Annotated in this window: 19 protein-coding genes; 5 read left to right on the forward strand and 14 right to left on the reverse strand. The window is 70.3% G+C overall.

Annotated features, from left to right (window positions below):
• Positions 1-11: 11 nt before the first annotated feature.
• A complete protein-coding gene (locus LR393_RS32945) occupies positions 12-800 on the reverse strand; it encodes an alpha/beta hydrolase (RefSeq protein ID WP_231489132.1) in 789 nt (262 codons plus the stop codon).
• Between the two features lie 104 nt (positions 801-904).
• Here LR393_RS32945 and LR393_RS32950 point away from each other — a divergent pair, with 104 nt between their 5' ends.
• Positions 905-1,495 carry a TetR/AcrR family transcriptional regulator gene (locus LR393_RS32950; RefSeq protein ID WP_231489133.1) on the forward strand — a complete coding sequence of 197 codons (591 nt, stop codon included), beginning with the start codon at positions 905-907 and terminating at the stop codon, positions 1,493-1,495.
• Here LR393_RS32950 and LR393_RS32955 read toward each other — a convergent pair.
• The 6 genes from LR393_RS32955 to LR393_RS32980 form a co-directional block, all read right to left on the reverse strand.
• The gene (locus LR393_RS32955) at positions 1,489-1,815 is read right to left on the reverse strand and encodes an amidohydrolase family protein (RefSeq protein ID WP_231489134.1); all 327 of its coding nucleotides are present in this window, start codon (positions 1,813-1,815) and stop codon (positions 1,489-1,491) included. The genes LR393_RS32950 and LR393_RS32955 overlap by 7 nt on opposite strands.
• 212 nt (positions 1,816-2,027) lie before the next feature.
• A complete protein-coding gene (gene adhE, locus LR393_RS32960) occupies positions 2,028-4,670 on the reverse strand; it encodes a bifunctional acetaldehyde-CoA/alcohol dehydrogenase (protein WP_231489135.1) in 2,643 nt (880 codons plus the stop codon).
• A 182-nt stretch (positions 4,671-4,852) separates the two neighbouring features.
• The gene (locus tag LR393_RS32965) at positions 4,853-5,746 is read right to left on the reverse strand and encodes a transporter substrate-binding domain-containing protein (protein ID WP_231489136.1); all 894 of its coding nucleotides are present in this window, start codon (positions 5,744-5,746) and stop codon (positions 4,853-4,855) included.
• Entirely contained in the window at positions 5,743-6,378 is a 636-nt protein-coding gene (locus LR393_RS32970) for a hypothetical protein (protein ID WP_231489137.1), read from the reverse strand. Before LR393_RS32970 ends, LR393_RS32965 begins: the two co-directional genes overlap by 4 nt.
• A 107-nt stretch (positions 6,379-6,485) precedes the next feature.
• The gene (locus tag LR393_RS32975) at positions 6,486-7,784 is read right to left on the reverse strand and encodes a helix-turn-helix domain-containing protein (protein WP_231489138.1); all 1,299 of its coding nucleotides are present in this window, start codon (positions 7,782-7,784) and stop codon (positions 6,486-6,488) included.
• A gap of 280 nt (positions 7,785-8,064) precedes the next feature.
• Positions 8,065-9,363, reverse strand: coding sequence for a toll/interleukin-1 receptor domain-containing protein (locus LR393_RS32980; protein WP_231489139.1), 1,299 nt, complete (start codon positions 9,361-9,363; stop codon positions 8,065-8,067).
• 420 nt (positions 9,364-9,783) lie between these two features.
• On the opposite strand from LR393_RS32980, the gene LR393_RS32985 reads away from it, so the two are divergent.
• Positions 9,784-10,359 carry a DUF998 domain-containing protein gene (locus LR393_RS32985; protein WP_231489140.1) on the forward strand — a complete coding sequence of 192 codons (576 nt, stop codon included), beginning with the start codon at positions 9,784-9,786 and terminating at the stop codon, positions 10,357-10,359.
• 10 nt (positions 10,360-10,369) lie between these two features.
• Here the strand turns inward: LR393_RS32985 and LR393_RS32990 are convergent, their stop codons facing one another.
• Together LR393_RS32990 and LR393_RS32995 are read right to left on the reverse strand one after the other, a co-directional pair.
• Positions 10,370-12,106 carry a sensor histidine kinase gene (locus LR393_RS32990; protein ID WP_231489141.1) on the reverse strand — a complete coding sequence of 579 codons (1,737 nt, stop codon included), beginning with the start codon at positions 12,104-12,106 and terminating at the stop codon, positions 10,370-10,372.
• Between the two features lie 122 nt (positions 12,107-12,228).
• Positions 12,229-12,714 (reverse strand): pyridoxamine 5'-phosphate oxidase family protein, encoded by a 486-nt coding sequence (locus tag LR393_RS32995; RefSeq protein ID WP_231489142.1) that lies wholly within the window; start codon positions 12,712-12,714, stop codon positions 12,229-12,231.
• Positions 12,715-12,838: 124 nt separating this feature from the next.
• On the opposite strand from LR393_RS32995, the gene LR393_RS33000 reads away from it, so the two are divergent.
• The 3 genes from LR393_RS33000 (at position 12,839) to LR393_RS33010 (ending at position 17,544) form a co-directional block, all read left to right on the forward strand.
• A complete protein-coding gene (locus LR393_RS33000) occupies positions 12,839-14,755 on the forward strand; it encodes a DUF2264 domain-containing protein (protein ID WP_231489143.1) in 1,917 nt (638 codons plus the stop codon).
• Between the two features lie 445 nt (positions 14,756-15,200).
• Positions 15,201-16,055, forward strand: coding sequence for an LLM class flavin-dependent oxidoreductase (locus LR393_RS33005; protein WP_231489144.1), 855 nt, complete (start codon positions 15,201-15,203; stop codon positions 16,053-16,055).
• A 76-nt stretch (positions 16,056-16,131) separates the two neighbouring features.
• Complete coding sequence (locus LR393_RS33010) at positions 16,132-17,544, forward strand: ATP-binding protein (protein ID WP_231489145.1); 1,413 nt, start codon at positions 16,132-16,134, stop codon at positions 17,542-17,544.
• Between the two features lie 30 nt (positions 17,545-17,574).
• On the opposite strand, the gene LR393_RS33015 is transcribed toward LR393_RS33010, so the two are convergent.
• The 5 genes from LR393_RS33015 to LR393_RS33035 form a co-directional block, all read right to left on the reverse strand.
• Complete coding sequence (locus tag LR393_RS33015; RefSeq protein ID WP_231489146.1) at positions 17,575-17,913, reverse strand: tetratricopeptide repeat protein; 339 nt, start codon at positions 17,911-17,913, stop codon at positions 17,575-17,577.
• Positions 17,914-17,952: 39 nt separating this feature from the next.
• Entirely contained in the window at positions 17,953-18,339 is a 387-nt protein-coding gene (locus tag LR393_RS33020; RefSeq protein ID WP_231489147.1) for a nuclear transport factor 2 family protein, read from the reverse strand.
• Positions 18,336-19,079: an SDR family NAD(P)-dependent oxidoreductase gene (locus LR393_RS33025; protein WP_231489148.1), complete on the reverse strand. Its 744-nt coding sequence runs from the start codon at positions 19,077-19,079 to the stop codon at positions 18,336-18,338. The genes LR393_RS33020 and LR393_RS33025 overlap by 4 nt, the downstream gene beginning before the upstream one ends.
• 10 nt (positions 19,080-19,089) lie before the next feature.
• Positions 19,090-20,106 (reverse strand): guanitoxin biosynthesis L-enduracididine beta-hydroxylase GntD, encoded by a 1,017-nt coding sequence (gene gntD / locus LR393_RS33030; RefSeq protein ID WP_231489149.1) that lies wholly within the window; start codon positions 20,104-20,106, stop codon positions 19,090-19,092.
• A gap of 28 nt (positions 20,107-20,134) precedes the next feature.
• The coding region (locus LR393_RS33035) for an amino acid adenylation domain-containing protein (protein WP_456238324.1) at positions 20,135-25,976 on the reverse strand (5,842 nt) is incomplete at its 5' end.

The following is a 25,976-nucleotide window of genomic DNA, read 5'->3' on the forward strand; positions in this document are numbered from 1 at the left end:
CGCCCACCCTCTCAGAGGTGAGCGAGCACCCACTCCAGCGACTGGTCGAGCACATCTTCCCAGCCCGGCTCGCCCGCGGTGAAGTGGGAACGGCCGGGGAACTCGCGGTACTCCACCGTGCCGGTGCGGTAGCGGCGGTGGGTCTCCCGCACCACCGACGAGGGGACGATGCGGTCGGCCCCTCCGGCGACCAGCAGCAGGGGCGCCCGGTCGGGTTTGCGGAAGTCGACACGGGTGGACGCGTGCGGGGTGACGTTGGCGAGCGCGGCCTGGAACACCGGCAGGCCCGGGGCCGGGACGTGGAAGGTCTCCCAGGCCTTCAGCGAGTTCTGCTCGCTGAGGGCCCCGGCGAAGCCGAAGTGGAACTGCGCGGGCGTGAGCGCTACCCCGCGGGAGCGGTTGAGCGGGTTGCGCAGGACCGGCAGGGCCGCGCGCACCTGGTTCAGCGGGATGCCGTAGACGCCCCGGGGCTGACCGGGGTGAATGGCGACGCCGGCTGCGCCGAGACCACGATCGAGCATCTGCTGGGTGAGTAGCCCGCCGAGGGAGTGCCCCATGAGAATCGGGGGCCGGTCGAGGGCCTCGATGAACCGGGCGTGGTGATCGGCGATCTCGGCGATGCCCAGGCCCGCGACCAGTGAGGGGTCGGCCCGCAGTTCGTCGATCGAGCGGTCCATCCGGGGCCAGGACGGGGTCAGCACGCGATAACCCCGCCCCTCGAGCCGGGTCACCCAGTCGCGCCAGCTCAGCGGGGTCATCCAGAGTCCGTGCAAGAGGACGACGGTGTCGGGTCCGGTCATGGTGCACTCCGGTCACTAAGGAGAAGGATTATTCTTTCTCGCAACTTAGGACAGCCGGCAGCTCACGTCAATAAGGGAGAAGGAGCGTTCTGTATGCTCGCGGAATGAGTGTGCCCCCGGCTGTCTCCGTCCCCCGCCCGTCGGAGCCACGTGACCGGCTGCTGGCCACCGCCTCACGGTTGTTCTACGCCGAGGGCATCCGGTCGATCGGCGTGGACCGGCTGTTCGCCGAGGCCTCGGTGACCCGGGCCACCTTCTACCGGCACTATCCCGGCAAACAGGACCTGGTGGTCGCCTACATCACGACCCGCGACGAGCAGTACCGGAGCCTGTTCGCCCAGGCCGCCGGCCAGATCACCGATCCGGCCCGGCTGCTGCACACGCTGGTGGTGGCCATCTCGGAAACGGTGTGCGGGGACGACTTCCACGGGTGCCCGTTCATCAATGCCGCAGCCGAGTTCCCCGACCCGGAAAGCCCCGTCCACCAAGCGGTCCAGGCCCACCGGGCCTGGTTCCACGCGACCCTCCTGGACCTGCTGACCGCCGCGGGCCACCCCGACCCCGGCCGCGCCGCGCGCACCTTCGTGATGCTGCGCGACGGGGCCATGGTGGGTGGGCGTCTGGACGATCAGCAAGACGTGATCGCGTCACTCACCGGCGCGGTGGACCAGTTGCTGGCGGCCGTGGGTCACTGACGGCCCAGGATCCGGCGGGCGGTCCCGGCGAACAGGGCCGTCTTCTTCGCGGCGGACAGCTCGTCCCGGTCGAGCCGGTAGTGCAGGCCCTCGGCGCAGGAATGCCGTCCGGGGCAGGGCGGCACCGGGCCGAGGCCGGGCAGGCGGCCGGCCACGCGGAGATGGTCGGTACCCCATAGGCACCGGTCGGCGCCGAATGCCTCCAGCACCCGCTCCAGGTGCGGCCAGAGGCCCGGGTAGTGGTCCGGACAACGTGAAAGCGTGCGGATGCCGGAGACTTTGACCGAGACGTTGGCAAGCACCAGCAGGTCGCCCGGCATCCAGGATCAAGAGTTCCGACGCAATTCGATACGACGACGCGGGCAGCCCTGGCCCACTAGGTGAACGGCTCCCTCTCCGCCTTTGAAGAAGGCTTCTGAACAGCCAAGTCGGTCCAGTCCTCGACCGTCAGCCGGGTGGCCCGGCCCATTCCGGACCAGGCCACCCGCCCAACTGCCTCTCTCAGCGGCCGCCAGGATCGGCGTCCCTCATGTCAGCTCTTGTTCTCGCCGTAGTAAGCCGCGCGCATCAGCTGCTGCATGTCCTCCAGCATCGGCATGCGGGGGTTGGCGGGTGCGCACTGGTCCTCGTAGGCGTTGAGGGCCTGCTGGGGCAGGGAGGCCAGGAACGCCTGCTCGTCGATGCCGATTTCGGCGAACGAGGACTCGATGCCGACTGTGGTGCGCAGCTGCTCGACCGCGGCGGCCAGCACCTCCACGGCCTCTTCCGGCGTGGACGCGCTCAGACCCAGCATGCGGGCGATGTCGGCGAACCGCTCCGGGGCCCGGTAGCTCTCGTACTTCGGCCAGCCCGACAGCTTCGTCGGGGCCGAGCCGTTGTACCGGATCACGTGCGGCAGCAGCACCGCGTTGGTGCGGCCGTGCGCGACGTGGAACGTGGCGCCGAGCGTGTGAGACATGGCGTGCACGATGCCGAGGAACGCACTGCCGAAGGCCATTCCGGCGATGGTCGCGGCGTTGTGCATGCGCTCGCGGGCCTCGCCCTCGCCGTTCAGCACGGACTGCTCGAGGTTCTCGAAGATCAGCCGGATCGCGTGCAGGGCCAGACCGTCGGTGAAGTCGTTGGCGTACACCGACACGTAAGCCTCGATGGCGTGCGTGAGGGCGTCGAAACCACTGTCGGCGGCGATCTTGCGCGGCATGCTCGCGGTCAGGGCCGGGTCGACGATCGCGACGGTCGGGGTGAGGGCGTAGTCGGCGAGCGGGTACTTCTTGCCGGTGCGCTGGTCGGTGATGACCGCGAACGGGGTCACCTCCGCACCGGTGCCCGAGGTGGTGGGAACGCAGACCAGTTGGGCCTTCTCACCGAGGGCGGGGAAGGCGAAGGCCCGCTTGCGGATGTCGAAGAACTTCTCCCGCATGTCGTCGAAGTCGACCTCGGGGTGTTCGTAGCGCAGCCACATCACCTTGGCCGCGTCCATCGCCGACCCGCCGCCGAGCGCGATGATCGTGTCCGGCCGGAAGGAGCGCATCAGTTCCGCGCCGCGGTCGACGGTCGCCATCTGCGGTTCCGGTTCCACGTCGTCGATGATCTGCAGCACGACGCGGTTGGGGCGCTGCTGAAGCACCCGGTCGATGCGCTCGACGAAGCCCAGGCGGGTCATGGTGGGGTCGGTGACGATCGTGACGCGGTGCACGTCGGGCATGTCGGAGAGGTAGCGGATGGCGTGCGGCTCGAAGTAGATCTTCGAGGGCACCTTGAACCACTGCATGTTGTTGGTGCGCCTTCCGATCCGCTTGATGTTGATCAGGTTGACGGCGGAGACGTTGTTCGACACCGAGTTGTGCCCGTAGCTGCCGCAGCCGAGGGTGAGCGAGGGGACGAAGGAGTTGTACATGTCGCCGATGCCGCCCTGCGAGGACGGCGAGTTCCAGATCAGCCGCACGGCCTTGACCCGCTTGCCGAACTCGACGACCAGGTCCTCGTCACTGGTGTGGATCACGGCGCTGTGGCCGAGGCCGTGGAACTCCACCATCTGGGTGGATGCCTGTAGTCCTTCCTCGCGGGAGCCGACCCGGAGCACGGCCAGTACCGGGCACAGCTTCTCCCGGGTCAGGGGCTCGTTCGGGCCCACCTCGCCGACCTCGGCGAGGATGATCGAGGTGTCGGCCGGCACCGTGAACCCGGCCTGCTCGGCGATCCAGACCGGCGGCTTGCCCACCACGTCGGGGTTGAGTTTTGCTCCGCTGCAAGACTTTCCGTAGGCGGTCGCGCCGAAGATGAACTTCTCCAGCTTGCGCTTCTCGTCTTTGGTCGCCCGGTAGGCATGCAGGGTGCCGAACTCGGCCAGGGCAGCGTCGTAGATCTCCTCGTCGAGGATGACGGCCTGCTCGGAGGCGCAGATCATGCCGTTGTCGAACGACTTGGACAGCACGATGTCGTTGACGGCCCGCTTCAGCTTGGCGCTCTTCTCGATCCAGGCCGGCACGTTGCCCGCGCCGACACCGAGCGCCGGCTTGCCCGCCGAGTAGGCCGCCCGGACCATGGCGTTGCCGCCGGTCGCGAGGATCGTGGAGATGCCCGGGTGATGCATGAGAGCGGTGGTCGCCTCGACGGAGGGCCGGTCGATCCACTGGATGCAGTGTTCGGGTGCGCCGGCCGCGACCGCGGCGTCACGCACGATGCGGGCCGCCTCGACGCTGCACCGCTGGGCCGAGGGGTGGAACGCGAACACGATCGGGTTGCGGGTCTTCAGCGCCAGCAGGGCCTTGAAGATCGCCGTCGACGTCGGGTTGGTGACCGGCGTGATCCCGGCGATCACCCCCACCGGGTCGGCGATCTCGGTGATGCCGGTGATCTCGTCCTCGCTGATCACTCCGACGGTGCGCAGTTTCGCCATGCTGTGCGTGACGTGCTCGCAGGCGAAGATGTTCTTGACGGCCTTGTCCTCGAAGACCCCCCGCCCGGTCTCCCCCACCGCGAGCTGGGCCAGGGCGGCGTGCCGGTCCAGCGCCGCGACGGACGCCTTCTTGACGATGTGGTCGATGGTCTCCTGATCGAAGGAACCATACTCGTCAAGGGCTTTCAGCCCGGCCTCGACCAGGGTGTCAACCATGAACGATACGTCGTGCTGGTTCTCGGTCGGGACTGCGGCAGACAGCTGCTCCGCGGTCATTGTTCACCTCAGATGATGTTGTGACTCGCCGTCGGTTGGTACCCGACCAGCTTGTCGCCGAGGCGCCCCGGCCACAGGAGTCCGTGGTCCCGACCCGGCCGACGCAGGTCCCGTCACTGTGACGAGATCTGGCGCGGACCGGCCCGGGACACCCGGTTGAACAACATCTGTCGTTTAATGCTTCACGGGACCGGCTCGTCCTTCACCTGGCAGGAGAGCTTTCCCATATCCCCCTCGTCCGGCAGGAAAGGGTTGACCGAGGCGTACCGATCGGCCGGGATCTCGTCGAAGTTGTTGGTGAAGTCGGTTTTCCATTGTCCGGTCAGATACTCGCGCAGCGCGTCGTTGACTGCCCGGCAGTCGTCCTGATGACCACCGAGGATGCCGATGCCGTAGTACTGGGTCTGCCCGTACCGTCCGGGCAGCTTCACCTGGAACTCTTCCGGCAGCTCGCCCAGGTAGCCGTACAGCACGATCTCGTCGTCGAAGACGGCGTCGACCGTTCCCTCTTTCAGCAACGCGATGCAATCACTCAGGATCGTCTGGCGGGACCTCACCCGTGGATCGGTCCCGTCCAGGGCCCAGGCGGCCGTGGCCTGGTCGGCGGTGCTGCCGTCGATCACGCACACCGGCCGGCCGCCGATCTGGTCGCCGCCGAACTTCTCCCCGGGTCGCACCAGGAAGGCCTGATCGGTCTTGAGATAGGGTCCGGCGAAGTCGATACCGCGCTCGTTGCGGGCCTTCGTGATCGAGTAGGCGGCGACAACAAGGGCCACGTCACGGTCCAGGAGTTCCTGGTCGCGCTGCCCGACGTTGTTGATGATGAACGGGACGGCCTTCTGGTCCTGGCCCAGGTGACCCACCACCCCGTGGGCCAGGTCGACGTCGAAGCCCCGCGGATCACTCTTGTGGTCGGAGAAGCTGAGCCCCGGACTGTCGGTCACCAGTCCGACGTCGACCCTCTCAGCATGGATCGATTTCTGTCCGTCCGGCTCCCGCTGGCAGGCCGTGACGGCCATCCCGCACAGTCCCAGCGCCGCCAGCAGCGCCGGCAGCCGCCTTCTCATCGTGTTCATCGCTTCAGCTCCGCCTTCTCCGTGGTGACATTCACGGCACAGTTCTGGTCGCCGTTCTCGTTCCGGACCACCACCGCGAATTCCAGTGCCCTGCCCGAGGCCCCGGTGGGAAAGGTGAACTCGAAGTTCGAGTCCTCGTTCTGCCGGCCCCGCTCGGGATCGTCCGGGTCGGTCGTCTCCAGGTAGGTGAACGGTTCGCAGAACCCGGCGTCCGGATTCTGGCTCTTCACCGCGAAGGCGATCTTCAGGTCGCGGCCGTCGCCCGGCAGATCGTCCACCCGGACCCCGACCTCTTCCCCTGGATCGATCCCCAGGTTGTTCTCCAGCATCACGCGGTCGGTGACGTCGCCGGACCGGAAGTACTCCACCACGGGCCAGACGACGAGACAGACCAGCACGACAGACGCCACTATCGACACGGCATTCACGCTCTGCCGGAAATTCACTCTCCAGCCGGTGATCTCGTCCAGGACCTCGAAGTAGCTCAGGACCTCCAGGATCGTGACGGCCACGCCCACGACCAGTGCGATGCTCTTGGCCAGGTCGCCGTACTGTTCGTTCACGACCCAGGCGTTGATGCCGACCAGGACGAGCATCCCCAGCAGCTCGGCCCAGTGGACCCGTTGTCTCATGGTCGTAGCTCCCTACCGGGCTGCCGTCGCTGCGGGCCGGAACCGTTTCCGGGCAGCGGGCAGTACCCAAGCTCGAATGAAGGAAAAGACCGGGCCGGAAACGGAACTCAGGGCGCGGAGGTACGCAGTGCCTGGGCCAGGCGCGGCGAGACGGCCTGCACCTCGGGCCGCGTGCGCCAGCGGTTGAGGGCCCGGCCCAGGTGACGCAGGTCGTGCCGCACGGTGGCGGAGTCGACGTACACGGCGTCCTCGAGTACCTGGTGGGCAAGTGTGCAGGCGGTGTCCGGGTCACCGGCGCCGGCGGCCGCCAGGGCCAGGCGGCCCTTCACCCGGGCCCGGGCCCGGCGGGCGTGCTGCGGCACCCGCGCCAGGTGCCGTTCGAGCACCGGGACCGCCTCGTGCGAGCGGCCCAGGTCGTGCAGGCACCATCCGAGCACGAGATCGCTGGGGTTGGCGACCGTCGTCGGCCCCAGCGGGGTGCTGACACCGACGGCCCGGTCGAAGAGGTCGTCGGCGCGGTCCAGGGCCCGGCGGCAGTCGTCGTACCGGCCCAGCAGAGCCAGTCCCTGGGCCTGACGTTGCCCGGCCAGGGCCCGCACGCGGATCGAGGACGGGCCTCCGGCCGGCGTCTCCTCCTCGGCCCGGGTGGCGAGGGTGACGGTGGACACGGCGTCGTCACGGTACAGGGCGGCGTTGGCGTGCCGGATGTGGGCGTAGGCCGCCAGTTCCCGGTCACCGGCAGCGCCGGCGCAGCTGACGGCCAGATCGGTCCAGCGGACCATGGCCCGGTCGTCGCCGGACTCCTGCGCCATCCACCCGGTGTACTCGGCGAAACGGGAGGTGAGCATCAGCAACGCGCCGCGGTCGTCGGAGCGGGCGGCCTTGGCCAGCGCCAGCAGCGTCTGCACCTGGATGTCGAGGATCGGCAGCAGCAGGCCCGGGGGCTGGTTCTGGCCGAGCTTGCGCAGCTCGGTCAGCATCGCGGTGAACCCGGTCGGGATCGAGTCGTCGGCGGCCACCGTGGCCAGCCGGTCGGGGCCGGCGGCGGCCAGCAGAGGCAGGGAGCCACCGATGGCCAGGACCTCGCGGCGGCCGAGGACGGGCCCGGGCCCGCCGTCGAGGTTCATCTCCGGCCCACTGACCGGCCGGGAGTCACCGGAAGCCTCGACCACCCCGGGAGCCGCGTCGCTCTCGGCCAGGCGACGCAGCTCTCCCCCGGCCCCGAGGGCGGCGTCGCAGAGCCGGACCAGGTCGGGCCCGGGCCGTTTGGAGCCGTTCTCGATCTTGCTGAGGTAGCCCTTGCTGTAGTGGACGCGGTCGGCGAGGCCACCCAGGGAGAGACCGGCCGCCAGTCGCCGGCGCCGGATCTGCGCTCCGATGAACGCCGGGCCGGATGCTGAGTGCATGTGCTCTCCCCGTGACCTGCGGTCAGACTGAAATAATACGTCGTCGTGGTCTTTCTCGGCAGGCAATCGTTCATCCCGACCCGCTCCCCCTGTACCGGTGCTGCCCACACCCGACCCTGAGGGGGTGGCGGCTTCTGGTGACGATGGTGACCCCGGAATCGGCACTGCACCAGGGGTTTCCCATTGCCCATCAGCGTGTTTCCCAGATCCCCGGCCGGAGGGCAATGGGAGACAGCTTGCCGCAGGCACTTGGGGCGGGCGAGGTTGGACCGGACAAGCCTTACGCGGGAACCCGGGCCGGTACCGGTCGACTGAGAGCGACCCACAACCCCAGCGCGACCACGACGTTCAGCACAATGCGACCCATCGAATCGGTCAGCGTCGCATTATATTCATGCTGGACCCAGATATAGTTGGTGGCAGCGACCAACGAACCCACAGCGAGAGCTGTGAATCCAGACAGCGTCGCGATCCGGACAGACTCGGGGACACGCGGCGGGGCCAGCACGGCAACCACGACCATCAGGACCACGACACCCACACAGGTGGTGAACCAGTAGTCGTTGCTACCCATCTGCAGGATCTGGCCCAGAAGAATCAGCGTTCCCCCGGCCACGATCGTGGTGGCACGACGCGAGTACCTGACTTCTGACGACGGCCGTTGCCAGGCCCAGGAGACCACGGCGGCCAGCAGCACCAGGCCCGCGAGAACAGCTGTCCAGAGACCGATCCCGATCGTGACGCGGTCCGTGATGTATTGATCGTACTGACACCATGACCAGATCGGGTCGATGACGGCAACGCATCCGGCGAGGCCGACCAGGCCCATGGCTGCGGCCTCGAACCGTCCGCGCAACAGACAGACGAGAGCGATCGACAGACCGACGATCGCGAAGATCCCCCGGGGCAGGAGAACTGCAAGTTCCCACTCGTCCCAGCCCCTCTCCACCACGCGCCGACCGTTGACCCAGGGCAGCCAGAGCGAGAGCAGGAGGAGCGCCAGACCGGTCAGAACCAGCCACAGTGAAACACTTTCGCCCGGCGCGGCCTGCTCCACCGAGCCACGCACTGGGGTCTTGCCGCCCACACCCGGGCGGGTGCGCGTCCCCTGCTGGATCTGCAGCCCAGGCACCCTCTGACGCAACCGATCGACCAGCAGACCGATGTCGGAGTCGGCTTCCTTATGGCTGAGGCGGATGTACTGCCGATCGGCGATGGCCCGGATGTCGTCGGGCAATTCGTCGGGCGACAGGGGGCGGACCCCGTCGACCAGCACCGGCACGATCAGGAGCCCGTTCTCCAGAGCCAGCCGGATCTCGCGGCGCACCCAGTCATTCGGTTCGTCGATGCGGCGCAGTCCTCCTTCGCGCCGTTCGAGCCAGCGCGGCCCGATCACGGCGAGCAGGACGGACGCGTTGGTGACGCCGAGCCGGATCCGCTCCGGGAACGACTCCCCCATCTGCATCGTGCGGCTCGCCCGGAATACCTGTTCGGGCCCGAAGACCATCGACAGTTCCCGGTCGAGCGCCACCGACCATCCCGGATCCTCACTGCGGTAGGTGATGAAGATCCGAGCCACCGATCAACCCCCCGGTCGATGAGATCACTGCCCCGTGCAGTGACACGCCGTGAGCAGTGTAGGCGATTTACGTCAACAAAAACCTTTGGTGGCATCAATGGGGGAATAGGTCACCGAGTCCTGCCGGTCACCTTCAGGGGGCGTCCCGGCGCGATGACCGCGAACGCACGCCGTCCCGGTGATCCTCGGCCTGACCCTGACGCGTTGTGTACACCTGGTACATCCGGTACCGGATGTACCAGGTGTACACAACGCGGCCCATTCGGCTCCGGCCCCAGGGCCGCTGCCCCTGCGCCTGCGCCTGCTCCTGCGCCTGCCGCTGCCCCTGCCGCTGCCCCTGCCCTTGCCCCTGCCCTTGCCCTTGCCCCTGCCCTTGCCCCTAAGCGGTGAACCCCACGACCGCCGAACTAGGGTTCACGGATGCGATCCCCCGCCGCCTACTCCTCCACCGCAGCTCCGGTCCTGCTGATCGGTGGCTGGTGCCTGGCCCAGGCCCGGCAGCCGGCGGCCTTCGATCCGCTGCGGAACTCGATCAGCGACCTCGCCGCGGTCGGCGCCACCGATCGCTGGATCATGACGCTCGCGCTGCTCGGGGTCGGCCTGGCCCACCTGGTCACCGCCTTCAGCCTCACCGAGGCCGCCCGCCCCGGACGCTTGCTGATCGGCGCCGGTGGGGTGGCGACCGGGCTGGTGGCCCTGTTCCCGCTGCCGGGTGACGGCGGCTCTTCGCCGGCGCACACCGCCTCCGCCACAGCCGCTTTCGTGGCCCTGGCGGTGTGGCCGCTCCTGGGCGCCGCCCGCTCCACCACGCCGCTGCTGCGTCCACCCATCTCGATCGTCGCGGGAGCGATCCTGCTCGCCCTGGCCGGATGGTTCGCGCTCACGCTGTTTTTGGGCGGACCCCTCGGCCTGGCCGAACGCGTGGCGGCCGGGGCCCAGGCGGTCTGGCCCCTGCTGGTGGTTCTCGGTGTACGCCGGGCCGGCCCCTCGGACTGATGTCAGGCCTTCAGGAGACGGACACCGTCCAGAGCAAGGTCGTGCCCCGGGCCCCGGCGGCCTGCAGATCCACCTGACCACCGTGGCGTTCGGCGCGCCGGCGCAGGTTCGCCAGACCGTTACCCGCGTGCTCACCGCGCAGGCCGACACCGTCGTCCTCCATCTGGAGTGTGAGCCGGCCCGACGACACCGTGACCTCGATCTCGACCCGATGGGCGTGGGCGTGACGGGCGACATTGCTCAGGCCCTCCCGCACCACGGCCACCAGGTCGTCGACGACGTCGCCGCGCAGAGCATCGAGCAGGCCCGAGAACCGCAGCCCGGGATCGAACCCGAGGGCCACCCCCATCTCGGCCACGACGTCCAGGAGCCTCGCGCGGGGGCTCTGGGCGCTGCCCGGGGTGCGCTGGAGCTGGAAGATGGTGGTCCGGATCTGCGAGATGCTCTTGTCCAGCTCGTCGATCACCCCGGCGATCCGGCTCCCGGCCGGTTCCGGCAGGTCGCGCGTGACCAGCGACTGCAGGGACAGCCCGGCCCCGAAGAGCCGCTGGATCACGTGGTCGTGCAGGTCCGCGGCGATCCGGGCCCGCTCGTCGAGCATGGCTGCCCGTTGCTGTTCGGCCCGGGCCTGGGCGAGCTCGATGGCCACCGCGGCCTGGTTCGCGAAACCGCTCGCCGACGTCAGGTCTTCTGCCGAGAACTCTTTCTGGCCGACCCGTTTGAACGCCGCCAGCACACCGTGAACTCCCGCCGACCCCAGCAGCGGCACCGCCATCGCCGGGCCGATCCCCATGCCCGACGGAGCGAGCACGGTGAAACCCGCCTCGCCGGGGTCGCGCAGGCGCAGCGGTTCCTGGGTCACGAAGACCCGCCCGCAGATGGTGTTCTCCAGGGCGAGCGGACGGCCCGGGAAACCCTGGGTGCCCTCGCCCACGGCGACCTCGACGGCCAGGGACTCCCGGTCGGCGCCGGGGAGAGCGAGGACGACGAGGTCGGCACCGGAGACCTCCCGGCTGCTCTGGGCCACCAGGTGCAGGGATCCCGCGTTGTCGGTGTCGGGGCTGAGGAGATGGCGGGTGATCGCCGCGGAGGCCTGCAGCCATTCCCCGCGCACGTGCGCGGACGCGTAAAGGCGCGCGTTCTCGATCGCCACGGCCGCCGTCGCGGCCAGCGCCTGCGCGAGCTGTTCGTCCTCCGCGCTGAAGGCTCCCCGGGTGCTCTCGGTCAGGTACAGGTTGCCGAACACCTCGCCCCGGATCTCGATGGGGACGCCGAGAAAGCTGTGCATCGGTGGGTGCCCGTCCGGGAACCCGGAGGAGCGGGGGTCGTCGGCGATGTGCCCCAGCCGGATCGGTTCGGGGTTCTCGATCAGGGCGCCCAGCAGTCCCTTGCCATCGGGCAGGTGCCCGATCCCGGGAATGATCTCGGGGGGCATCCCGACGTGCACGAACTCCTGAAGGACGTCACCGTCACCGATCACGCCCAGAGCCGCATATCGAGCGCCGATCAGGTCGCGGGCAGCCTCGGTGACGTGGCGCAGCACCGACGGGAGGTCCAGTTCGGTGATGATCAGCTGGTTCGCCCGCAACAGGCCCCGCAGACGCCCCTGGGTCCCCATCACCTCGTTGGCCCGGTCCACGAGCTGACCGAGCAGCTCGTCCAGCTCGAGGCGGGGAAGGTCGGGAAAGGTGAGGGGCGACGCGGCCGTGACCGGTCCGGCCTCAGGATCGCCGTGGTCTGAGCTCATGCGCGATCCCCAGGAAGTTTCTGCGAGCGGGCGAGGTGGCCCCAGCATGATAGGGGCCGTCGCAGATGTCGTCCGGGGTTCTCAGCGCCCGGCCGCTGCGCCCTTCGCCTCCCGGTCCGGGGTCACTCCTGCGGGGAACGGCGCCGGAGCGTGAACGGGTTGCGCCACATGTCCGGGTCGACGACCGCGAACCGGCGGCCCGTGATCTCTTCCACCTCGATCCGGACGAACCGGCTCTTCGGCGTCCCGCTCAGGGGCGACAACGGCAGGCCCGCGACGTCGACCAGGTCGTCCAGTTCCCGGACCTCGTGGGCCGTCCCCTTGAGAATGACGCTCCACGCCTCGTCCGGCCCGGCGTCGTAGCCGTCGACCTCGAAGGCCACCCGGCCCCGGGTCACCGCCCGCAGCTTGGTGCCCTCCGCGGTCCGGAACACCACGCTCTCGTGCTCGACGGCGAAGTTCACGGGAAAGATCTCGGGGTTGCCGTCGACCACGACGGCCAGGTGCCCGACCTCGACCCCGCGCAGCCGTTCCCAGCAGCTGCCGGCGTCCAAAGGTTTCGTCGGCCCGGGTCGTGCCGACTCCAGGGCGTCCGCCAGATTGTCCATACCCCGACCCTGCGCCGGCAGGAGAGCTCCCACCAGGGTCTTTGGTCCGTCGTCGCGCCGTCGGGCCCGGCCCCCGGCAACCGGGGTCCCGGCTCCCGGGCCCTCGCGGACCTATCGTGATCCGGTGAACAGTCTCTCCAGAAGGTTGCAGCAGCTGGAAGACCGCGACCTGTCCCCCTTCACCGGCTGGACCCGGCGCTCGTGGGCCCTGCTGGCCGACGAGATGCTGCTGTCGGTGCGACCGTTCCTCACCCCGGCCCGGGCCGGGATCGACCTGCCCGGACCCCCGGGCCGCAACGGGCATCGTGTCGACCTGCTCGAGGGGTTCGCCCGCACCTTCCTGGCCGCGGGCTTCCGGATCGCCGGCGAGCGCGGGTCCGACCCGCACGGCTTCCTCGGCCAGTACGCGCAGGGTCTGGCGGCGGGGGTGGACCCGGCCTCGCCGGAGCGGTGGGTGCGCCTGGACGAGCACGGCCAGGCCAAGGTGGAGGCGGCGTCGATCGCGCTGGTGCTGCACCTGACCCGGCCCTGGCTGTGGGACGGGCTTCCCGAGCGCACCCGGGAGCAGACCGTGACGTGGCTGTCGGGCGCGGTCGGGGCGCAGTACCCGGCCAACAACTGGGCCTGGTTCCGCATCGTCGTCAACCAGTTCCTGAAGGAGGTGGGCGGCCCCTGGTCGCCGGACGACCTCGACGCCGACCTCGCGTTCACCGACTCGCTGGTGCGGGAGCACGGCTGGTCGTCGGACGGCACCACGCGGGCGTTCGACCACTACGCCGGCTGGGCCCTTCAGCTGTATCCGCTGCTGTGGAGCGAACTGGCGGCCGGTGATCCGGCCGCCGACGCCCGGCGCGGAGCGTACGTGCAGCGGGCCGACCAGTTTCTTGAGGACGCGGTTGGTCTCGTCGGTGCGGACGGGTCACCACTGCTGCAGGGACGAAGCCTCACCTACCGGTTCGCGGCGGCCGCCCCGTTCTGGGCGGGGGCCCGCGCCCGGGTGCCGTCCAGCGCGCCCGGGCTGCTGCGGCGGGCGGCCTCCGGCATGGCCCGGCACTTCGTCGAGGCGGGTGCACCCGACGAGCGTGGTCTGCTGTCGCTGGGGTGGCACTCCCCCTGGCCCCGGATCGCCCAGACCTACTCCGGACCGGCGTCCCCCTACTGGGCGTCCAAGGCCTTTCTCGGCCTGAGCCTGCCCGCCGGCCACCCGGCCTGGACCGCCCCCGAAGAGCCGTTGCCCGTCGAGAAGGACGACACCGCGTTCGTCGTCGCGGCCGCCGGCTGGCTGGTCGCGGGCCGCCGGCACGACGGGACCGTACGGGTCGTCAACCACGGCACCGACCACGCCCGGCCCGGCGACCTGCTCACCGACGCCCCCTGGTACGCCCGCCTCGCCTACTCCACGGCGACCGCCCCGGTGATCTCCCGCCCGGACGAGCGGGTGCTGCCCGACCAGTCGGTGGTGCTCGTCGACCGCGACGGCCACCCCACCTCGCGCACCGGTTTCGACCGCGGGCGCATCCAGACGCTGCCCGGTGGAACGCTGTACGGGTCGTCGTCCTGGAGAGCGTCGTGGATCGACCCCGATCCCCCGGCGCACGACCACGGCGCCGGACGGCCCGGCACCGCCCGGCCCGGCCCCCGTCTGAGCGTCGCCTCTCTCGTGCACGGCGACTGGGAGGTGCGCACCGTGCGTCTGCTCGATGATCCCGATGATCCCCGGCATCCCGGGCAGGAAGCCACTTTGCGCCTCTCGGGCTGGGCCGTCGCGCAGGACCGCCCCTCCCGGCTCGTCGTGCTGGAGGGCCTTGACACCACCGGCGACACGACGGCCCTGGACGCCACCCCGTTCGACGCCCTCACCCACGTCCCCTGGGCTCAGGTCTCCCGGCCCCGCAAGGGTTCTCGCTACACCGTGGCGCTCGCCCTCAACCCCGCGCAGAGCCCGCCCGTGCTGGTTCCGGGCACCACCCCGGCCGATGACGCCACCGTGCTGTGGGCGGACGGCTGGACGGACGACCTGACCGTGCCCGGCTACAGGTAGAGCCGGACGGGCCCAGCTCGAGCGCCGCCGGGACCAGGTCGAGGTCATCGGCGTGGCTGAGCCACGCCTCGACACAGCGCTCCAGATCGACGCCGTCCTCCAGATCCGTGCCGAAGCCCACGCACCACCAGCTCTGATCCGGTCTCAAGCGACCCGGCCCGAAAGTGTCGGCTCCTCCTCGGCACGGCGGACCCGGACCTGAGTAATCCGGACCCGAGCGATCCAGGCCCGAGTCATCCGGACCCGAGCGATCCAGGCCAGAGTCATCCGGACCCAAGTCATCCGGACCCGAGTCATCCGGACCCAAGTCATCCGGACCCGAATCATCCGGACCCGAGTCATCCGGGTCTCAGGCCGGAACCGGATGGCTCCATCCCGCGCCACTCGGCCGCAGACGTCCTAATATGAGAGAAATTGAGCGTTTAATCACCATTGAGGAGATCCCGTGAAGATCGGCATCGGCATCCCGAACCAGGTGCGCAACGTCCGCGCGGAACTCATTCCCGGCTGGGCGAGGACGGCGGAGGAGGCCGGCTTCTCCACGCTGGGAACCGTCGGCCGGCTCGCTTACCCGGGTGTGATGGACACGGTCGCCCTCGCGGCCGCGGCGGCCACCACGTCCACCATTGGATTGTTCAGCAACGTGCTGCTCGGGCCGGTCTGGCCCCCGACCCTGCTGGCGAAGGAACTGGCCGGGATCGACGCGATCTCGTCGGGCCGGCTCACGCTGGGCGTAGGGCTCGGTGGCCGCCCGGACGACTTCGTCGCGGACGGCTACGGCCCGCGCGGCACCGGCAAGCGGCTGGACGCGGACATCGAGGTGTATCGCAGCGTGTGGAACGGTGACCCGGTCGGCGGGGGCACGAACCCGGGCGTGACCTCGGCCCACCGCCAGATCCCGCTGATCATCGGCGGCAACGTCGAGGCCACCTTCGCCCGGGTGGCCCGGGTCGGTGAGGGCTTCGTCGGCGGGTCGGTACCGGCCGCGATGATCGCCCCCTCGTTCGACGGGGTGCGGGCGGCCTGGAAGGACGCCGGGCGCGAGGGGTCGCCGCGCCTGGTCGCCATCGCCTACTTCGCCCTGGGCGACGGCGAGGCCGGGCGCGCGAACGTACATGACTACTACAGCGCGCACGGCTCCGACCTGGCCGGCTTCATCGCCGGCACGGTGTCCACCAGCGCGGAGGCGGTGCGCACCGTGGTGGACGAGTTCGCCGCGATCGGTGCCGACGAACTGATCCTCAACCCGGCCACCGACGACCCGGACGACATCTCCCGGCTGGCGGACCTCGTCCTGTAAGCCTGGACCGCAACCGACCGACCCCGGCGCGCCCGCGTGCTGCTGCGGGCGCGCCGATCCGGTCTATCGTGACCGGATGGACACTTTCGAGGCCGCCGGGGGCCGCTTCGACGTGGACGCCGCCGGTGCGGTGATCACGCAGGTGCTGGCGACGACCGGATCGCTGCCGCGCCCGGTGCTCCACGATGCGGGTGCCGGGTGGCCGCGGCTGGGCCTGACCCTGGCCGCGGAGGGCGACCACGTCCGGCTGGAAGGCCGGATCACTTCCCAGGAGCCGGGTTTCGACGGTCCCCTGCATCAGTTCATGATCGGCGCCGATTACGTGGCGCCGGTTTTCGAGACACTGGGACGCTTGTTCGGCGGCCTGGGGGAGGCTCCCGGGGAGACGCTCACGAACGAGGCACTCACCGCCTCCGTCCACACCGGCCGGGCGCTGCTCGACGGGCGGGTCACCGACCGGGTCGTCGCCTCCCGGCCCCGCAGCGATCTCACCGCACCGGTTCTGGCGGGCCTGCTGCGCCTGATGGTCACCGTGGCCGCCCGCCGCACCGGTGGGGGAAACTTTCTGCACGGGCGCACTTTCCGCCTCGATCCGGAGCCGCCCCGGGAGAGCCCCCAGCCCTTCGGGGGCCGGGCGAACTGGCCCGGAGCCACGGGCCCGGACCGCCGGGATCCACTGGACGACGACGTCCGCCTCGCCGATCTGGGTGGCCTGGACGACGTGGTGGCCCAGTTGCGCGACGTCGCCGACTCCTTCCGCCACCCCGAGGTGATGGCCCGCTGGGGAGCGCGCCGCCCCCAGGGCATCCTGATGTGGGGCCCTCCCGGCACCGGGAAGACCACGCTCGCGCGGGCCCTGGCCCACGAGATCGGCGGCACCCTGAAAGAGGTCCGCAGCAACGACATCCTCGACCGCTGGATGGGTGCCTCCGAGCGCAACATCGCCCGGATCTTCGACCGGGCCCGCCGCTACACCGAGCCCACGGTGCTGCTGTTCGACGAGTTCGACAGCATCGTCAGCTACGCGGGCAGCCCGCAGGGATCCGCCGACCAGGCCATCAACTCCGTCGCCGGGATCTTCAAGCAGGAGATGAACGACCTGATCGACGTCAACCCCCACGTGATCGTGGTGGCGACCACGAACTTCCCCGAACGGGTGGACGATTCACTCATCCGGTCCGGGCGTTTCGACGTGAAGCTCGCCGTGCCGCTGCCCGGCCCCGGCGCCCGGGCCGACATCCTGACCAAGCAGATCCGCACGCTGGAGGGCCGGCACACCACCGACGCCTTCCGGCTGTTCGCCGACGACGTCGCGGTGCCGGAACTGGCCGCGCGCTCGGCCGGGCTCTCCGGCGCCGACCTGGCCGAGGTGCTGCGCCGGGCCCAGCTGGAGAAGGCGATGGCCGAGGCCCGTGGCGGGCAGGCCGGCCCGATCACCCAGGCCGACCTGCTGCGCGGCATCGTGCAGCTGACCGGCGCTGCGGCCTGACCCAGCCTTGAACAGCCCTGTACAGACGACTCAGGCGACCCCGAAGCCGTCGGCCATGCGGTGGTACCGGGCCGACTCGCTGTCCGCGCGGCGGCGGGCGAGGGTACGGGCCAGCGTGCGGTGTGCCCAGCCGTTGGCCGGGGACTGATCGATCAGCCGGCGCAGCACCCGCTCGGCACCGCCCAGCTGCGCGGAGTTGAAGTAGGCCCGGGCCAGCAGTTCGAGGACGGACTCGGGGACATCGTCGCGCTGCTCCAGCGGGGCAGCGATCTGTGCGGCATCGATCGGGCGCCCCTGCTCCATGAGGGTCAGGGCCCGGCGGTAGACGTCGAGGGAGTTGCCTTCGATGATCTCGTTCTGCTCGCTCACGGGCCCTGTAACCACAGCGGGCCACCGGAGATTCCGCCCTCAGACCAGCGGGGTGAAGAAGAAGGTCTCGCGCTCGCGGAACCGGTTCTCCCCGTCCAGGACGAAGAAGTCGGCGAACTCGATGTCGACGTCCTGGCCGTCCCGCAGTAATCCGGCGAAGCGGCCCCGCACCGCCACGCTGCCTCCCGGACCCGCCAGCGCGTCCGAGATCGTGTGCCGGCCGCTGACGATCACCCGGTCGTCCCGGTAGAAGCGCTCCAGTTCGGCCCGCCCCCGGAACGGCGGGTAGCCCGGGCGGCGATAGACGGCGTCGGGTGCGAAGAGCTCAAGGAGCGAGCCGACGTCGTCGGCGTCCACCTGCTCGTAGTACCGGGCCACCTGCGCCAGGGCCATCTGGGCCATCTGGGCCAGTACCTGCGCGCTCACGCCCGGCCCCCGCTGCCGAAGGCCGATGTGGTGGCGCCGGCCACCTCACCGCCGTCGATCACCAGGTCCTGGCCGGTGATGAACGCGGCCTCCTCCGAGGCCAGGTAGTGGAACGCCGCGGCGATCTCGGGCGGCATCGCGTGGCGCCGCGCCGGGATCCGGGCGTTGGTGTCGGCCAGCATCTCGTCGGTGTACTCGGCCAGCTGCATCGGCGTCAGCACCGCCCCCGGGCTGACACAGTTCACCTGGACCACCGGACTCAGCTCCAGGGCGAACGTCTGGGTGAGCGAGATGATCCCGGCCTTGGTCGCGTTGTAGTCGGCGTAGTTCGGGTAGCCCCGCCGACCGTTCACCGACGCAGTGGCCAGCAGCCGCCCGTGGCCCGCCGCCGTCATCGGAGCCGCCGCGGCCACCCAGAGTGCCAGCACCCCGAGGAGATTCACGTCGATCACCCGGCGGGCCGTCTCCTCGGTCAGCTCCAGGACTCCGTGCCGCACCGAGATCCCGGCGTTCGCGATCGCCACGTCGAGGCCGCCCCGCTCATCCACCACCTCCCGGACCGCGGCGGTGACGGCGCCCCAGTCCGCGACGTCCACCTTCTTCCACACGGCCTGCGCCGGGGCCGGGCCGGCCGGCGGCTGGACGTCGAAATTGAACACCTGGTCACCCTGTTCGGCGAAACGTTGCACGGTCGCCGCACCGATGCCGCTGGAGCCCCCACTGATGATCACTGTGCGCATCACGTTCTCCTCAGAAGAGCACTCGGCTGCTGTTCACGTCCCGATAGGCCGCGGACCGGCGCAGGTCGCGGCTGACGATCATCCGCTTGAGCCAGCGGTCCGTGCCGTCGTAGCGGCTGTGGAAAGCCTGCCGGCCGTGTACCGCCAGATAGTTGTCGACGATCACGAGGTCGCCCTGACCGACCGTCACGCTCTCGCGGACCCGCTCCAGCTCGTCCATCAGCGCGTCCAGCGCCCGCCCGGCGTTCCGGTCCTGGTCCACGCACTGCATGAACGGGCGGTCGACCCGCAGGTAGGGGTTCATCCGGTCGCCGAACAACACCGGTACCGGCCGGGGGTTCTCCTTCATCGCGATCGCCTGCGCCAGGGACGGATGGTCCGGGTCGATCAACCGCAACTGGCGGATGTGCTCGTCGTCGGGACGGATCAGGAACCGCGGCTGGGAAAGCATCTGCCGGTCCATCGGCTCCAGCTTGACGTCCCGCACACTGGCCACGAAAGTCGGTACCGCGTCCGGGTTCCGGATCCCGAACAGGATCAGGTAGTCGCAGCGCGCGGGATGGAACCCGTCCTCGGTGTGGAACTCCAGCATCGCGTCGCTGGAGTAGCCGTTCTGGAGCAGTTCGTCGCCCCGCACCGGCAGCAGGTTCTGCACCATCGCACCGGTCTGCAGGGTCGACCAGGTGAACGGGTCGCCCAGGGCCATCGCGCACATGGCCATGTACGTCTCGTGCGCTCTCGTGCTGGTCACCCCCAGTGCCTCGCGCCAGTGCCCGGGCGTGGCCCCCACCTGCGCGTCGTCCACCGGGAAGCCGTGGATGACGCAGACCGGCCCGGACTCGCTACGGCGGAAGCGGCGCAGGAACTCGTGCACGCCGGAGGGCAGCAGAGTGTCTGCCTGCCAGTTCTCCTCGTAGAATTCCGGGTCTTTCGGCGCGGCCCCGGACCGGGCCAGCGACTCGATCCCGGCGCGGATACCGTCGGCTTCCGGGCCGCTCAGCGTGTATTCGTTCAGCTTCGGATCCATGGCTCATCAGCCCCATCTCTCGAAATGATCAGTACCGAAGGACCGCGTTCAGCTCGCGCGTGACCACCGTGAGGGGCCCGGGCGCGGTCATGTCCTCGTGCTCGCAGGCGACCCCGTGCTCCGTCACCGAACCGGTGACGTACGGCGCCCAGTCCGACGCGACGGGAGAATCCACGTCGCGTCCCTGCGTCGCCGTGAACAGGACGATGTCGCCGGTGAAACGGCCCGGGACGCCGGCCCCGACGATCCGGGCCTGCCGGGCCCCGGCCGCCGCCAGGGTGGCGGCGAGGTCCGGGCCCACCAGCAGCTCGCCGGTTCCCTCGCGGCCGATGAAGCCGGCCACCTGGCCGGGGGTCAGGTCGTCCGGGTCCTTCAGGTCGTCCGGGTGGCCGGGCGGGTACGCATCCATCAGCGCCAGGAGGGCGACCTGCGCGCCGTCGGCCTGGAGCCGGCACGCCACCAGGTGGGCCAGATTGCCTCCGAGCGACCAGCCGAGCAGGTGGTAGGGCCCTTCCGGCTGGATCGCGCGGATGCCGGACACGTATCGACCAACCATCTCCTCCAGCGTTACCTCTCCCGCCGCCGGGTCGTCCAGGGCCGGGTTCTGCAGACCGACGACCGGCCGTTCCTGCCCGATCTGCTGCACCAGACCCGAGTAGCACCAGGCCAGTCCCGTCACCGGATGGAAGCAGAACAGCGGCGGACGCGACCCGGAGCCTCCCAGCCGGACCACGGCGGGCAGGTGCTGCTCGTCCGCCGGGTTCCCGGACAGGATCCGGGCCACCCCTTCCACGGTGGGGTTCTGGAAGAGCGCCGGCAGGGAGATCACCCGCCCGGTCTGTTCCCGCACCCGGCCGGCCAGCCGGCTGGCCAGCAGCGAGTGACCGCCCAGATCGAAGAAGTTGTCCGACGGCGCGACGTCCGGCACCGCGAGCACCTCCCCGAAGAGTGCGCACAAGGTCGCCTCGAGCGGTGACCCCGGCCCCCGCGTGCCCCGGCCGGCCCGGGACACCCGGACCTCCGGGAGCCGTGAGCGCTCGAGTTTCCCGTTCGCCGTCATCGGCAGCCGCTCGAGCCGCTGGAAGAGGGACGGCACCATGTACGAGGGGAGCCGGGCCGTCAGGAAGGCCCGCAGCCGCTCGCTCCACGCACCGTCGTCGTTCCAGAACGGATCGGCCGGGTCGTGGCCGACGACATGACCGGCCAGCACCGCCGGGCCGGCCCCGGTCTGCACGGTGACCGCGGCCTGCCCGACCGCCTCGTGCTGTTCCAGCACCGCTTCGATCTCCGCCGGCTCGATCCGGTACCCGCGCACCTTGACCTGGTCGTCGCCGCGGCCGGCGAACTCCAGCGTGCCGTCCGGGCGCCACCGGGCCAGGTCGCCGCTGCGGTACATCCGCGATCCCGGCTCACCGTAAGGGCTGGCCACGAAGCGGCCGGCGCTGAGCCCGGCCCGTTCCAGGTAACCGCGCGAGACCCCGGCCCCGGTGATGTACAGCTCCCCCGCGACGCCCGGCAGCACCGGCCGCAGACGGTCGTCCAGGACCATCACCTGGGCGTTGCCGATCGGACCACCCAGAACGGCGGTCCGGTGCCCCCGCAACGGGCTGAACAGGGTCTCCACGGTGCACTCGGTGGGGCCGTAGAAGTTGTACCCCTCCAGCCCGGGCGCCGCGTTGATCCGTGCCCACAGTGCGTCCGGGATCGCTTCCCCGCCGAGTGTCACCGAACTGAGCGAAGACCTCTCCTCCTCCAGCAGCCCGCAGCGGATCAGCTCCTGGAGGTAGGTGGGCGTGGTGTCGAGCGTGTCGATCCGGTGCCGGACCACGTACCGGGCCGCGCGCGCCGGGTCGCGCCGGACCTCGTCCTCCAGCAGATGCAGTTCGTGACCGGCGATCATCCAGAGCAGTCCCATCCAGGAACCGTCGAACGACAGCGACGCGGTGATGGCCGCCCGGACCCGCCCGCCGACGCGCTCCTCCTGTTCGGAGAACAGCGTCTCCTCGTGGGAGTGCAACAGGTTCAGCAGGTTCCGGTGCTCGACCACCACTGCCTTGGGCCGTCCCGTCGAGCCCGAGGTGTAGAGCACGTAGGCGGCCGACCGGGGATCGGGCGCGGTCCAGGCCTGGGTACCTGATGAGCGTTCAGGTTCAGGCGGACCACTCAGCATCACGACCTCGCCCCGCCCGTCAGCGGGCAGCAGGCCGGTCAGGTCCGGATGTGTGACCACGAACGTCGGCCGCGAGTCGTCCAGGAGCAGTTCGATGCGGTCGGTGGGGTAACCGATGTCGACCGGCACGAACGCCGCCCCCGCCCGCATCACGGCCAGCATCGTGCTGATCGACTCGATCGAACGCGGCAGCAGGATCGCCACCCGGTCCTCCGGACGCAGCCCCCGGGCCGTCAGCTCACCGGCCAGATCGCTCGCCGCCTCGTCGAGTTCCGCGAAGGTGGCGGTCTTCTCGCCCAGACGCACGGCAACGGTCGCCGGGGTGAGGGCCGCCTGGTGGCGGAAAACGTCGTCGACGCTGCGGGCCCCGGCGGGCCGGCCCGGCGGGGGGCCGGGCAGCGGGTTGACCCAGCGGCGGGCCACGGTCCGGGCCTCGTCCGCGTCGAGCACCTCGGCGTCGGTGAACGGCCGGTCCGGCGCATCGACCATCAGCTCGAGCATCCGCAGATAGAGGGCAGCCAGTCGCTCGACCGTCGACCGGTCGAAAAGATCCGTGGAGTAATCGATCCCGCCCGTGATCCCGGCCGTCCGGCCGCTCTCGTCGTGTGCCTGCCCGAGCCCCAGGAACAGGTCGACCTCGGCCAGGTTCATCTCGACCGGGTACTCGCCGGTGGCCGCCCCGCCGAACCGTGGGGTGGCCCCGTCCCGGTTCTGCAGCACCAGCATGGTCTGGAACAGGGGGTGGCGGGCGGTGGAACGTTCCGGGTTCAGCGCCTCCACCAGTCGCTCGAACGGCAGGTCCTGGTGGGCGTAGGCCTCCAGGAGGTTCTCCCGGACCCGGCCCAGCAGCTCGCGGAAGGACGGGTCCCCGGCGGTGTCGGTCCGGATCACCAGCGTGTTCACGAAGAACCCGACCAGGTCGTCCAGCTGCGCGTCGGTGCGCCCGGCGACCGCGGTGCCCACCGGGAGATCGGTGCCCGCGCCCAGCCGGGTCAGCGTCGCCGCCAGAGCGGTCTGCAGCACCATGAACAGCGTGGACTGCTCCGAGCGGGCCAGACCGGCCAGCCGCCGGGCCAGATCGGCCGGCACCTCGATCCCGACCGTGCCGCCGCGATGACCGGCCACCACCGGTCGCGGCCGGTCGACCGGTAGGTCCAGTTCGTCCGGCATCCCCTTCAGCCGATCCCGCCAGTAGGCGAGCTGCTCGGGCCCGACCGCCGAGAGCACCTCCCGCTGCCACAGCGCGTAGTCGGCGTACTGCACGGGCAGGTCGTCCCAGACCGGTGATGCGTCATCCTGCACTGCCGCGTAAGCGGTTTCGAGGTCTCGCAGCATCGGGCCGAGCGACCAGCCGTCACCGGCGATGTGGTGCACGACCAGCAGCAGAACACCGCCGTCACCGTTCTCGTCGGGCAGGTACCAGACCCGCAACGGCAGGTCCCCGGCCAGATCGAACGGTTCCCGGCTGAGCCGCCGGACCAGGGCGGGACGATCGCGGTCGGCCACCTCGGCCACCCGTACGGGAGGCTGGATCCGGTCGGCGTCCAGGACGTGCTGGTGGGCGACACCGCCCACGGATGGGAAGACGGTGCGCAGGCTCTCGTGACGGCGCAGGAGATGGTGCACGGCGGCGCCCAGCCGGTCCGGGTCCAGTCCCGGGCTCTCGACCCGGAGGGCGACGGGCATGGCGTAGAGGGCTTCCGGGCCCTCCCACTGCTGAAGGAACCACAACCGTTGCTGCGCGGACGACAGCGGCACGTCGCCGGCGCGTTCGGCGCGGCCCAGTACCGGCCGGCCCGGGTCCGCCGTGAGAACTGTGGAGAGGCTCGAAACCGTCGGGTGGCGAAACAGTTCCCGGATACCCACCTCCACGCCCAGCACCTCGCGGATCCGGGAGATCAGCCGGGTCGCCAGCAAGGAGTAGCCGCCCAGGGCGAAGAAGTTGTCGTGCACCCCGACCCGGTCGACGTCGAGTGCCTGGGCGAAGAGATGACAGAGCACCTCTTCCTGTGCGCTGCGGGGTCGTTCGGGAGCGGCCGGCACCTCCTGGGCGGCCACCCCGGCGGGCCTGGTCCGGCCGGCCGGCAGATCACCGATGGCGAGCTCGACGTCGGCCGGACGCCCGCCCGGGGCGTCGGTCATCGCCTTCAGCAGCAGCACGAACCGGTCCGCCAGCCCCTGGGCCGTCGAGGGGTTGAACAGGTCGGTCGCGTACTCCAGCGTCAGGTCGAGTTCGTCACCGGCCTGCTCCAGGAAGAAGGTCAGATCGAACTTCGCGATGTGATGGGGAATCTCGTGCGGCTGGATCTGCAGGCCGGGCAACCGCATCCGGGCCGCCGTGTTGTTCTGGAGCACCAGCATGGTCTGGAACAACGGATGACGGGACGAGGAGCGCTCCGGGTTCAGCGCCTCCACCACCTGCTCGAACGGAACGTCCTGATGGTCATAGGCTTCCAGCGCGGTCTCCCGCACCCGGCCCAGGAGCTCCCGGAACGAGGGATCGCCACCGGTATCGGTGCGCAACACCAGCGTGTTCACGAAAAAGCCGACCAGATCGTCCAGTCGCGCATCCGTACGACCTGCGATCGCCGTTCCCACCGGCACGTCCGATCCGGCTCCCAGCCGGGTCAGCAGGGCCACCAGGCCGGTCTGCAACGCCATGAACAGCGTCGCGTGCTCCGAACGCGCCAGATCAAGCAGGTTTTCGTGCATCCGGGCGTCGAGCGTGACCCGGATCGTCGCGCCCCGGTGGCTCGCCTCGGCGGGCCGGGGACGGTCCGCCGGCAGATCGAGCTCGTCGGGCAGGCCGCTCAGCCGCTCCCGCCAGTAGGCGAGCTGGGACTGCCCCACCTCGTCCAGCAGGCGGCGCTGCCACAGGGTGTAGTCGGCGTACTGCACCGGCAGGTCGTTCCCGGCCGGAGTCCTGCCGTTCTGCGCTGCGGTGTAGGCCGTCTCGAGATCGCGCAGCAACGGGCCCAGTGACCAGCCGTCGCCGGCGATGTGGTGCATGACCAGCAGCAGCACCCCGCCGTCACCGCCCGGGCCGGGCAGGTACCAGACCCGCAGCGGCAGGTCTGCCGCCAGGTCGAACGCCTCCCGGGCCAGGGCGGCCAGCACGTCGTCGAGTTCGGCGGCCGGGGTGCGGCGCACCCGCACCGGTACATCGATCGCGTCCGGGGGCCGGATCTGCTGGAAGGTCTGCCCGTTCACCGCGGGAAAGAGCGTGCGCAGACTCTCGTGCCGGCGGACGACGTGGGTCACCGCCGTACCCAGAGCGGCCAGGTCGAGGACGCCGTCGATCCGCACGGCGACCGGGACGTTGTAGGTGGCGTCCGCGCCGTCCCACTGCTGGAGGAACCACAGCCGCTGCTGCGCGAACGACAACGGCACCGGACCGGACCCGGCATCACGACGAGACAGTGCCGGACGGTGCACGTCGTGCGAGAGCACAGCGTCCAGACCGGCCACGGTCGGCCGGCGGAACAGGTCGGGGATGCCCACCTCGACATCCAGGGCCGCCCTCACCCGGGAGATCAGCCGGGTGGCGAGCAGACTGTGCCCGCCGAGGGCGAAGAAGTCGTCGTCGATACCGATCCGGTCCAGGCCGAGCACCTGCGCGAACAACCCGCACAGCACGTCCTCGCGAGCCGTTCTCGGGCCCCGCGCCGACACCTGCGCCACCGGTGCAGGCAGGGCCCGG

This window comes from Kineosporia mesophila, from assembly GCF_021129235.1.
Classification (GTDB): Bacteria; Actinomycetota; Actinomycetes; order Actinomycetales; family Kineosporiaceae; genus Kineosporia; species Kineosporia mesophila.

Coding starts and splice junctions, on each gene's coding strand:
- LR393_RS32945 (WP_231489132.1), bottom strand. CDS start 800: ATGACCGGACCCGACACCGTCGTCCTCTTGCACGGACTCTGGATGACC.
- LR393_RS32950 (WP_231489133.1), top strand. CDS start 905: ATGAGTGTGCCCCCGGCTGTCTCCGTCCCCCGCCCGTCGGAGCCACGT.
- LR393_RS32955 (WP_231489134.1), bottom strand. CDS start 1,815: ATGCCGGGCGACCTGCTGGTGCTTGCCAACGTCTCGGTCAAAGTCTCC.
- adhE (WP_231489135.1), bottom strand. CDS start 4,670: ATGACCGCGGAGCAGCTGTCTGCCGCAGTCCCGACCGAGAACCAGCAC.
- LR393_RS32965 (WP_231489136.1), bottom strand. CDS start 5,746: ATGAACACGATGAGAAGGCGGCTGCCGGCGCTGCTGGCGGCGCTGGGA.
- LR393_RS32970 (WP_231489137.1), bottom strand. CDS start 6,378: ATGAGACAACGGGTCCACTGGGCCGAGCTGCTGGGGATGCTCGTCCTG.
- LR393_RS32975 (WP_231489138.1), bottom strand. CDS start 7,784: ATGCACTCAGCATCCGGCCCGGCGTTCATCGGAGCGCAGATCCGGCGC.
- LR393_RS32985 (WP_231489140.1), top strand. CDS start 9,784: ATGCGATCCCCCGCCGCCTACTCCTCCACCGCAGCTCCGGTCCTGCTG.
- LR393_RS32990 (WP_231489141.1), bottom strand. CDS start 12,106: ATGAGCTCAGACCACGGCGATCCTGAGGCCGGACCGGTCACGGCCGCG.
- LR393_RS32995 (WP_231489142.1), bottom strand. CDS start 12,714: ATGGACAATCTGGCGGACGCCCTGGAGTCGGCACGACCCGGGCCGACG.
- LR393_RS33010 (WP_231489145.1), top strand. CDS start 16,132: ATGGACACTTTCGAGGCCGCCGGGGGCCGCTTCGACGTGGACGCCGCC.
- LR393_RS33025 (WP_231489148.1), bottom strand. CDS start 19,079: ATGCGCACAGTGATCATCAGTGGGGGCTCCAGCGGCATCGGTGCGGCG.
- gntD (WP_231489149.1), bottom strand. CDS start 20,106: ATGGATCCGAAGCTGAACGAATACACGCTGAGCGGCCCGGAAGCCGAC.